This is a genomic window from Streptomyces milbemycinicus, assembly GCF_002154605.1.
Lineage (GTDB): Bacteria > Actinomycetota > Actinomycetes > Streptomycetales > Streptomycetaceae > Streptomyces > Streptomyces milbemycinicus.
On record NZ_MUNE01000823.1, the window covers coordinates 1 to 8,560 of the forward strand.

10 protein-coding genes are annotated in these 8,560 nt (G+C 69.0%); 2 read left to right on the top strand and 8 right to left on the bottom strand.

What is annotated here, in order from left to right; translation table 11 throughout:
- Nucleotides 1-57 precede the first annotated feature (57 nt).
- The 8 genes from CCN51_RS47005 to CCN51_RS47040 form a co-directional block, all read right to left on the bottom strand.
- Complete coding sequence (locus tag CCN51_RS47005; protein ID WP_043487842.1) at nt 58-396, bottom strand: metal-sulfur cluster assembly factor; 339 nt, start codon at nt 394-396, stop codon at nt 58-60.
- Nucleotides 393-857: a Fe-S cluster assembly sulfur transfer protein SufU gene (gene sufU / locus CCN51_RS47010; RefSeq protein WP_043487839.1), complete on the bottom strand. Its 465-nt coding sequence runs from the start codon at nt 855-857 to the stop codon at nt 393-395. Before sufU ends, CCN51_RS47005 begins: the two co-directional genes overlap by 4 nt.
- 11 nt (nt 858-868) lie before the next feature.
- On the bottom strand, nt 869-2,125 hold the full coding sequence (locus CCN51_RS47015) for a cysteine desulfurase (RefSeq protein WP_014180622.1): 1,257 nt from the start codon (nt 2,123-2,125) through the stop codon (nt 869-871).
- A gap of 60 nt (nt 2,126-2,185) precedes the next feature.
- The gene (sufC, locus tag CCN51_RS47020) at nt 2,186-2,953 is read right to left on the bottom strand and encodes a Fe-S cluster assembly ATPase SufC (RefSeq protein ID WP_014180621.1); all 768 of its coding nucleotides are present in this window, start codon (nt 2,951-2,953) and stop codon (nt 2,186-2,188) included.
- 7 nt (nt 2,954-2,960) lie between these two features.
- Nucleotides 2,961-3,284, bottom strand: a complete 324-nt coding sequence (locus CCN51_RS47025) for a bifunctional 3-phenylpropionate/cinnamic acid dioxygenase ferredoxin subunit (protein WP_014180620.1) — start codon at nt 3,282-3,284, stop codon at nt 2,961-2,963.
- Nucleotides 3,281-4,453, bottom strand: a complete 1,173-nt coding sequence (gene sufD, locus CCN51_RS47030; RefSeq protein WP_014180619.1) for a Fe-S cluster assembly protein SufD — start codon at nt 4,451-4,453, stop codon at nt 3,281-3,283. The genes CCN51_RS47025 and sufD overlap by 4 nt, the downstream gene beginning before the upstream one ends.
- Before the next feature lie 84 nt (nt 4,454-4,537).
- Nucleotides 4,538-5,959 (bottom strand): Fe-S cluster assembly protein SufB, encoded by a 1,422-nt coding sequence (sufB, locus tag CCN51_RS47035; RefSeq protein ID WP_014180618.1) that lies wholly within the window; start codon nt 5,957-5,959, stop codon nt 4,538-4,540.
- Nucleotides 5,956-6,708, bottom strand: a complete 753-nt coding sequence (locus tag CCN51_RS47040; protein WP_014180617.1) for a helix-turn-helix transcriptional regulator — start codon at nt 6,706-6,708, stop codon at nt 5,956-5,958. Before CCN51_RS47040 ends, sufB begins: the two co-directional genes overlap by 4 nt.
- A gap of 233 nt (nt 6,709-6,941) precedes the next feature.
- Between CCN51_RS47040 and CCN51_RS47045 the strand changes: the two genes are divergently transcribed.
- On the top strand, nt 6,942-7,868 hold the full coding sequence (locus CCN51_RS47045) for an ABC transporter ATP-binding protein (protein ID WP_014180616.1): 927 nt from the start codon (nt 6,942-6,944) through the stop codon (nt 7,866-7,868).
- 50 nt (nt 7,869-7,918) lie between these two features.
- On the top strand, nt 7,919-8,560 hold a 642-nt coding region (locus tag CCN51_RS47050), incomplete at its 3' end, for an ABC transporter permease (protein WP_086860984.1).

An 8,560-nucleotide genomic window follows, 5' to 3' on the forward strand; every position in this document is an offset into this window, starting at 1 on the left:
CGAACGGCCCCCGCGCGGATCGCGCGGGGGCCGTTCGGGCGTGCGGCTCAGGTGCTGTCAGACGTTGAAGCCGAGGGCGCGAAGCTGCTCACGGCCGTCGTCGGTGATCTTGTCGGGGCCCCACGGCGGCATCCAGACCCAGTTGATGCGCAGCTCGTTGACGATGCCTTCGGTGGCCGACTTCGCCTGGTCCTCGATGACATCGGTCAGCGGACAGGCCGCAGACGTCAGCGTCATATCGAGGGTGGCGATATTGGCGTCGTCGATGTGGATGCCGTAGACAAGGCCCAGATTGACCACGTCGATGCCCAGCTCGGGGTCCACGACGTCGTACAGGGCCTCGCGGACCTCTTCCTCGCCGGCCGGCTTGACGGCCGTTTCCACATTGTCACTCATGCGATCTTCCCTTCGGCGCGCTCGCCCAGCACCTGGGCGGTCGCGTCCTTCCACGCCATCCAGCTCAGCAGGGCACACTTCACCCGGGCCGGGTACTTGGAGACACCGGCGAACGCGACCGCGTCCTCCAGCACCTCCTCCATCGCGTCGTCGGGCTCGGTCTTGCCCTTGGACTGCATCAGCTCCAGAAACGTTTCCTGGATCTTGCGCGCCTCGGCGATCTCCTTGCCGACCAGCAGCTCATTGAGCACGGAAGCGCTGGCCTGGCTGATGGAACAGCCCTGGCCCTCGTAGCTGACGTCCTCGATGGTCTCGCCGTTGAGCCGCACCCGGAGGGTGATTTCGTCCCCGCACGTCGGATTGACGTGGTGCACCTCGGCGTCCCCGTCCCTCAGGCCCCGCCCGTGCGGGTGCTTGTAGTGGTCGAGGATCACGTCCTGATACATCGAATCAAGCTTCACGCGGCACGCCCCTACCCGAAGAAGTTCCGAACGTGCTCCAGGCCCTCGACCAAGGCGTCGACCTCGGCCGGGGTGGAGTACAGATAGAACGACGCTCGTGTGGTCGCGGGAATTCCGTACCTGAGGCAGACCGGCCGGGCGCAGTGGTGGCCGACCCGGACCGCGATGCCCTGCTCGTCGAGTACCTGACCCACGTCGTGGGGGTGGATGTCGCCGAGCGTGAAGGAGATCGCGGCGCCGCGGTCCTCGGCCGTGGTCGGGCCGATGATGCGCAGCTCGGGGACCTCCAGGAGCCTGCGCACCGCGTACTCGGTGACCGCGTGCTCATGGCGGGCGATGTTGTCCATGCCGATCGAGGTCAGATAGTCCACGGCCGCGCCGAGGCCGACGGCCTGGGCGATCGGGGGCGTACCGGCCTCGAACTTGTGCGGCGCCGGGGCGTAGGTGGAGGAGTGCATCGAGACGGTCTCGATCATCTCGCCGCCGCCGAGGAACGGCGGCAGGTCCTCCAGCAGCTCCTGACGGCCCCACAGCACGCCGATGCCCGTCGGGCCGCACATCTTGTGGCCGGTGAAGGCCACGAAGTCGGCCTGCAGCGCCTGCACATCCATCGTCATATGCGGGGCGGCCTGCGAGGCGTCGATGACGACGAGGGCGCCGACCTGCTGCGCACGGCGGACGATCGCCTCGACCGGGTTGACCGTGCCCAGGATGTTGGAGACCAGCACGAACGAGACGACCTTGGTCTTCTCGGTGATGATCTCCTCTATGTTCGACAGGTCGAGCCGGCCGTCGTCGGTGAGGCCGAACCACTTCAGCTTCGCGCCCGTGCGCTGCGAGAGCAGCTGCCAGGGGACGATGTTGGAGTGGTGCTCCATCTCCGTGATGACGATCTCGGTGTCGCTGTCCACGCGGTAGGGCTCATCGGCCCAACCCAGCATGTTGGCGACGAGGTTGAGCGATTCCGAGGCGTTCTTGGTGAAGATCACCTCGTCCCGGCTCGGCGCGTTGATGAAGGCGGCCACCTTGTCCCGGGCGCCTTCGTACAGCGCCGTGGCCTCCTCGGCGAGCACATGCACTCCGCGGTGCACATTGGCGTTGTGCACCTCGTAGTACTCACTGAGCACATCGAGCACCTGACGCGGCGTCTGCGACGTCGCCGCGTTGTCCAGGTACACGAGCTTCTTACCGTCGTGGACCAGCCGGTCCAGGATCGGGAAGTCCTTGCGGATCGCCTCGGTGTCGAGGAGGCCCGGCAGCTGTGTCATGTCCCTGCGCCTCCGTATACGTCGCCGAACCCCTGGCCGCCGAAACGGCCCCTGCCGTCGTCACTCACTCGTCGCGCCGCCCTTCACATAAGCCTCGTAGCCCTCTTCCTCCAGCTTGTCCGCGAGCTCCGGGCCACCGGACTCGGCGATCCGGCCGGCCGCGAAGACATGGACCTGGTCGGGCTTGATGTAGCGCAGGATGCGCGTGTAGTGGGTGATCAGCAGGGTGCCGACCTCACCGGTCTCGCGGACGCGGTTGACGCCTTCGGAGACCACGCGCAGCGCGTCGACGTCCAGACCGGAGTCCGTCTCGTCGAGGATCGCGATGCGGGGCTTCAGCAGCTCGAGCTGGAGGATCTCGTGGCGCTTCTTCTCACCGCCGGAGAAGCCCTCGTTGACGTTGCGCTCGGCGAAGGCGGGGTCGATCGACAGGCGCTCCATGGCCTCCTTGACCTCCTTCACCCAGGTGCGCAGCTTCGGCGCCTCGCCGCGGATGGCGGTGGCCGAGGTGCGCAGGAAGTTGGAGACGGAGACGCCGGGGACCTCCACCGGGTACTGCATGGCGAGGAAGACGCCCGCGCGGGCCCGCTCGTCGACGGACATGGCCAGCACGTCCTCGCCGTCCAGGGTCACCGTGCCGCCGGTGACCTGGTACTTGGGGTGACCGGCGAGCGAGTACGCCAGCGTGGACTTGCCGGAGCCGTTGGGGCCCATGATGGCGTGGGTCTCGCCCTGCTTCACGGTCAGGTCGACACCGCGCAGGATCTCGCGGGGGCCGCCTTCGGCCTCGACGGAGACGTGCAGGTCGTGGATCTCAAGCGTTGCCATGGGTGCCTCAGGACTCCTGGGTGACGGAGACGAGCACGTCGTCCCCTTCGATCTTTACGGGATATACGGGGACGGGGCGCGTCGCGGGGAGGCCGGACGGCTTGCCGGTGCGCAGGTCGAAGCTGGAGCCGTGCAGCCAGCACTCGATCTGGCAGTCCTCCACCTCGCCCTCGGACAGCGAGACGTTCGCATGCGAACAGATGTCGTTGATCGCGAAGACCTCGCCCTCGGTGCGCACGAGCGACACGGGCACGCCGTCCAGCTCCACCCGCTTGGGGGTGTCGTCTTCCAGCTCGCTCAGCGCGCAGGCGCGTACAAAGGTCTGGCTCATGCGACGGACGCCTCCAGCTCGGCCTCGATCTTGGCGATCAGCCGCTCCTCCAGCTCGGGGATGCCGATCTGCTGGACGAGCTCGGCGAAGAAGCCGCGGACGACCAGACGACGGGCCTCGTCGGCCGGGATGCCGCGCGCCATCAGGTAGAACAGCTGCTCGTCCTCGAAGCGGCCGGTCGCGCTGGCGTGGCCGGCGCCGACGATCTCGCCGGTCTCGATCTCCAGGTTCGGCACCGAGTCGACGCGCGCACCGTCGGTCAGCACGAGGTTGCGGTTGAGCTCGTAGGTGTCGGTGCCCTCCGCGGCGGCGCGGATCAGCACATCGCCGATCCAGACCGCGTGGGCGTCCTTGCCCTGCAGCGCGCCCTTGTAGGCCACGTTGCTCCGGCAGTGCGGGGTGTCGTGGTCGATGAAGAGCCGGTGCTCCTGGTGCTGGCCGTTGTCGGTGAAGTACAGGCCGTAGAGCTCGGCCTCACCGCCCGGGGCGCCGTAGACGACGCGCGGGTGGAGGCGCACCAGGTCGCCGCCGAAGGTGACGACCACGGACTTGAAGGTGGCGTCGCGGCCGACGAGCGCGGTGTGCTGCGCGGCGTGGACGGCGGTGTCGTCCCAGTCCTGGATCGAGACGACGGTGAGCTTTGCGCCGTCGCCGATCAGATACTCCACATTGGCTGCGAGGGTGGCGTCGCCGGTGTGGTCGATGACCACGACGGCCTCGGCGAAGGCGCCGACCTCCACGACCTGGTGGCCGTAGGCGGTGCCGCCCTCGCCATGCACGGAGATCCGCACGGGCTCGGTGAGCACGGTCTCCTTGGCGACCGAGACCACCGAGGCCTTCTCGAAGGAGCTGTACGCCTGCGCCGCGACCCGGTCGACCGGCTTGCCGGCCTTGCCCAGGCGCGGGTCCGTACGGTCCACGGTCTCGACGGTGACGCCCTCGGGGGCGCTCACCTCGACCCGCACACCGCCGGTGGCCTCGGCGGTGCCGTCGTGCAGACCGCGCAGCCGCTCAAGCGGAGTGAACCGCCAGTCCTCCTCACGGCCATGCGGCACCGGGAAGTCGGCCACGTCGTACGACGCGATGGCGCCGAGCCTCGCATCGGTGGGCTGGCCCACCTGGATGGCACCGTCCGTGGTGGATCCGGCCGGAATGGTTTCAGCAGCCATGGCAGCTGTACAGCTCGCTTTCTGGTGACGTACCTCGGCCCTCCCTCAGGACGGCCGCCGCGGGTATCGGGGAAGGGTCCGGCGTCAGCCGACCGCGCCTTCCATCTGCAGCTCGATCAGCCGGTTGAGCTCCAGCGCGTACTCCATGGGGAGCTCGCGCGCGATGGGCTCGACGAAGCCGCGCACGATCATCGCCATGGCCTCGTCCTCGGACAGGCCGCGGCTCATCAGATAGAACAGCTGGTCGTCGCTGACCTTGGAGACGGTCGCCTCGTGGCCCATCGACACATCGTCCTCGCGGACGTCCACATAGGGGTAGGTGTCCGAGCGGGAGATGGTGTCGACCAGCAGCGCGTCGCACAGCACATTGGACTTGGAGCCCTCGGCGCCCTCGCCGATCTCGATCAGACCGCGGTAGGAGGTGCGGCCGCCGCCGCGCGCCACCGACTTGGAGATGATGTTGGACGAGGTGCGGGGCGCCATGTGGACCATCTTGGCGCCGGCGTCCTGGTGCTGGCCCTCGCCCGCGAAGGCGATGGACAGGGTCTCGCCCTTGGCGTGCTCGCCCATCAGATAGACGGCCGGGTACTTCATGGTCACCTTGGAGCCGATGTTGCCGTCGACCCACTCCATGGTCGCGCCCTCGTAGGCCACGGCGCGCTTGGTGACCAGGTTGTACACGTTGTTCGACCAGTTCTGGATGGTCGTGTAGCGGCAGCGGGCGCCCTTCTTGACGATGATCTCGACCACCGCGGAGTGCAGCGAGTCCGACTTGTAGATCGGCGCGGTGCAGCCCTCGACGTAGTGGACGTACGCATCCTCGTCGACGATGATCAGCGTCCGCTCGAACTGGCCCATGTTCTCCGTGTTGATCCGGAAGTAGGCCTGGAGCGGGATCTCCACGTGCACGCCCTTCGGCACGTAGATGAACGAGCCGCCGGACCACACCGCCGAGTTCAGCGAGGCGAACTTGTTGTCGCCGACCGGGATCACCGAGCCGAAGTACTCCTGGAAGAGCTCCGGGTGCTCCTTGAGGCCGGTGTCGGTGTCCAGGAAGATGACGCCCTGCTCCTCAAGGTCCTCACGGATCTTGTGGTAGACGACCTCGGACTCGTACTGCGCGGCGACACCTGCGACGAGGCGCTGCTTCTCGGCCTCCGGGATGCCCAGCTTGTCGTACGTGTTCTTGATGTCCTCGGGCAGCTCTTCCCAGGAGGCGGCCTGCTGCTCCGTCGAGCGCACGAAGTACTTGATGTTGTCGAAGTCGATACCGGAGAGGTCCGAGCCCCAGGTGGGCATGGGCTTCTTCTCGAAGAGCTTGAGGCCCTTCAGCCGGAGCTTCAGCATCCACTCCGGCTCGGACTTCTTCCCCGAGATGTCGCGCACGACCTCCTCGGAGAGGCCACGCTTGGCCGAGGCACCGGCTACATCGGAGTCGGCCCAGCCGTACTCGTAGTTGCCCAGCCCCTCAAGCTCGGGGTGAGCAGTCTCCGTGGGGAGAGTCATTCGGGGTTCCTCCCGGCCGTGCTGGCAGATGCTGTGGTGGTCTTGGTCTTGCTGTGGGTCTTGCTGGGGGCGGCCTTCTCGGCCTTGCCGGTCCCGGGGATGTAGGTCGTGCACACCCCGTCGCCATGGGCGATGGTGGCCAGACGCTGCACATGAGTCCCGAGGAGCTGGGAGAAGGCCTCGGTCTCCGCCTCGCACAGCTGCGGATACCGCTCGGCCGCATGGGCGACCGGGCAGTGGTGCTGGCAGAGCTGCTCGCCGACCGGTGCGCTGCGCGCCGTAGCAGCGTACCCGTCCGCGGACAGTGCGCGGGCGAGGGCTTGGGCGCGGCTGTCGGGCTCCGCGGCCTCGATGGCCTGGCGGTACGCCACGGCCTGGGCGGCGAGCCTGGCGCGCGCGAAGGCAGCGACCGCGGCCCGGCCCGACTCGCCGCCGCCGGCGCTCTGCTCGATCCAGCGCAGGGCGTCCACGGCCAGCTCGTCGTACGCCTGGTCGAAGGCGTCGCGCCCGCAGTCGGTGAGCGCGAAGACCTTGGCCGGGCGGCCGCGGCTCCGCGCCCCGTACACCCTCTTCTCGCGGGGCTCGACGACGCCTTCGGCGACGAGGGTGTCGAGGTGGCGGCGCACGGCCGCCTGGGTCAGCTCCAGCCGCAGGGCGAGCTCGGCCGCGGTGGACGGGCCATGGTCGAGGATGGAGCGGGCGACCTTGTTACGGGTGCCGTGCTGCTCATCGGACGCGGGCACGGGCATGGCAGATCGCGCGGCCGACTCGACCGCGCGTCCCGCCGGAGCTTCGCTCGCGTATTTCACAACGCCATTGTTGCGTAATTCCCGGCGAAGGTACAAGCGAGGTCCCGGCGGCGGTCCGGTGGAGTGCGTCACTAAGGCACACCTAACCGCGATCCCCGATCCGGCCTGCGGAAACAGGGTCTGCCCCCGCCCTGCCCGCCGGCTCCCCCCGTGTCATTCGTAGACTGCCGGGCATGCGAGAAGAGCCCGCGGTCGACATCCTCGGCCTCGTCAAGCGGTACGGCTCGAAGACCGCCGTGGACGGGCTCGACCTGTCCATCGCGCGGTCCACCGTGACCGCCGTGCTCGGCCCCAACGGGGCAGGCAAAACGACCACCGTCGAGACCTGCGAGGGATACCGGCGGCCGGACGCCGGTACGGTCCGCGTCCTCGGCCTCGACCCCGTCACCCAGGCTGCCGCGCTGCGCCCCCGGATCGGCGTGATGCTGCAGTCCGGAGGGGTTTACTCCGGGGCGCGCGCAGAAGAGATGCTGCGCCACACCGCGGGCCTGTACGCCCACCCCCTCGACGTCGACCACCTCATAGAACGGCTCGGCCTCGGCTCCTGCGGCCGCACGACCTACCGCCGGCTCTCCGGCGGCCAGCAGCAGCGTCTGGCGCTCGCCATGGCCGTCGTCGGCCGCCCCGAACTGGTCTTCCTCGACGAACCCACCGCCGGCCTCGACCCGCAGGCCCGGCGCGCCACCTGGGAGCTCGTCCGCGATCTGCGCCGGGACGGCGTGACCGTCGTGCTGACCACGCACTACATGGACGAAGCCGAAGAGCTCGCCGACGACGTCGCGATCGTCGACGGCGGCAAGGTGATCGCCCAGGGCAGCCCGGAGCAGCTGTGCCGCGGCGGAGCCGAGAACACGCTGCGCTTCAGCGGCCGCCCCGCGCTCGATCTGGCCTCGCTGCTCAAGGCGCTGCCCGCCGATTCCGAGGCCGACGAGCTGACCCCCGGTTCGTACCGCGTCACCGGCAAGATCGACCCGCAGCTGCTGGCCACCGTCACCTCCTGGTGCGCCCAGAACGGCGTCATGCCGGACCGGATCTCGGTCGAGCGGCACACCCTGGAGGACGTCTTCCTCGAGCTGACCGGCAAGGAGCTGCGCGCGTGACCGCCCCGGGAACCTTCACCCCGCAGCCGGGCCCGGCCCCGCTGCCCCGCATGATCCGCGCCCAGGCCGCCCTGGAGACCCGGATGCTGCTGCGCAACGGCGAGCAGCTGCTGCTGACCGTGATCATCCCGTCCCTGCTGCTGGTGCTGTTCAGCAGCGTCGACGTCGTCGACACCGGCTCGGACGGCAAAACCGTGGACTTCCTCGCCCCCGGCGTCCTGGCGCTCGCCGTACTGTCCACGGCCTTCACCGGACAGGCCATCGCGACCGGCTTCGAGCGGCGCTACGGCGTCCTCAAACGGCTCGGCGCCTCCCCGCTGCCGCGCTGGGCCCTGATGACCGCCAAGACCTGCTCGGTGCTGGTCACCGAGGTGCTGCAGATCGCGCTGCTCACCGTGATCGCCCTCGCCCTCGGCTGGTCCCCGCACGGCAACCCGCTCACCGTCGCCCTGCTGCTGCTCCTCGGCACGGCCGCGTTCTCCGGCCTCGGCCTGCTGATGGCGGGCACCCTCAAGGCCGAGGCGACCCTCGCGGCCGCCAACCTGGTCTTCCTGCTGCTGCTCGTCGGCGGCGGGGTGATCGTGTCGCTGGACAAGTTCCCGGACGCGGTGCGCGCCGTGCTGCAGCTGCTGCCGATCTCGGCCCTGTCGGACGGGCTGCGGGACGTACTGCAGGACGGGGCGGGCGTGCCG

Excerpts from the sequence above, each read along its gene's own strand:
- CCN51_RS47005 (WP_043487842.1), bottom strand. The coding sequence starts at position 396 with ATGAGTGACAATGTGGAAACGGCCGTCAAGCCGGCCGGCGAGGAAGAG.
- CCN51_RS47015 (WP_014180622.1), bottom strand. The coding sequence starts at position 2,125 with ATGACACAGCTGCCGGGCCTCCTCGACACCGAGGCGATCCGCAAGGAC.
- sufC (WP_014180621.1), bottom strand. The coding sequence starts at position 2,953 with ATGGCAACGCTTGAGATCCACGACCTGCACGTCTCCGTCGAGGCCGAA.
- CCN51_RS47025 (WP_014180620.1), bottom strand. The coding sequence starts at position 3,284 with ATGAGCCAGACCTTTGTACGCGCCTGCGCGCTGAGCGAGCTGGAAGAC.
- sufD (WP_014180619.1), bottom strand. The coding sequence starts at position 4,453 with ATGGCTGCTGAAACCATTCCGGCCGGATCCACCACGGACGGTGCCATC.
- sufB (WP_014180618.1), bottom strand. The coding sequence starts at position 5,959 with ATGACTCTCCCCACGGAGACTGCTCACCCCGAGCTTGAGGGGCTGGGC.
- CCN51_RS47040 (WP_014180617.1), bottom strand. The coding sequence starts at position 6,708 with ATGCCCGTGCCCGCGTCCGATGAGCAGCACGGCACCCGTAACAAGGTC.
- CCN51_RS47045 (WP_014180616.1), top strand. The coding sequence starts at position 6,942 with ATGCGAGAAGAGCCCGCGGTCGACATCCTCGGCCTCGTCAAGCGGTAC.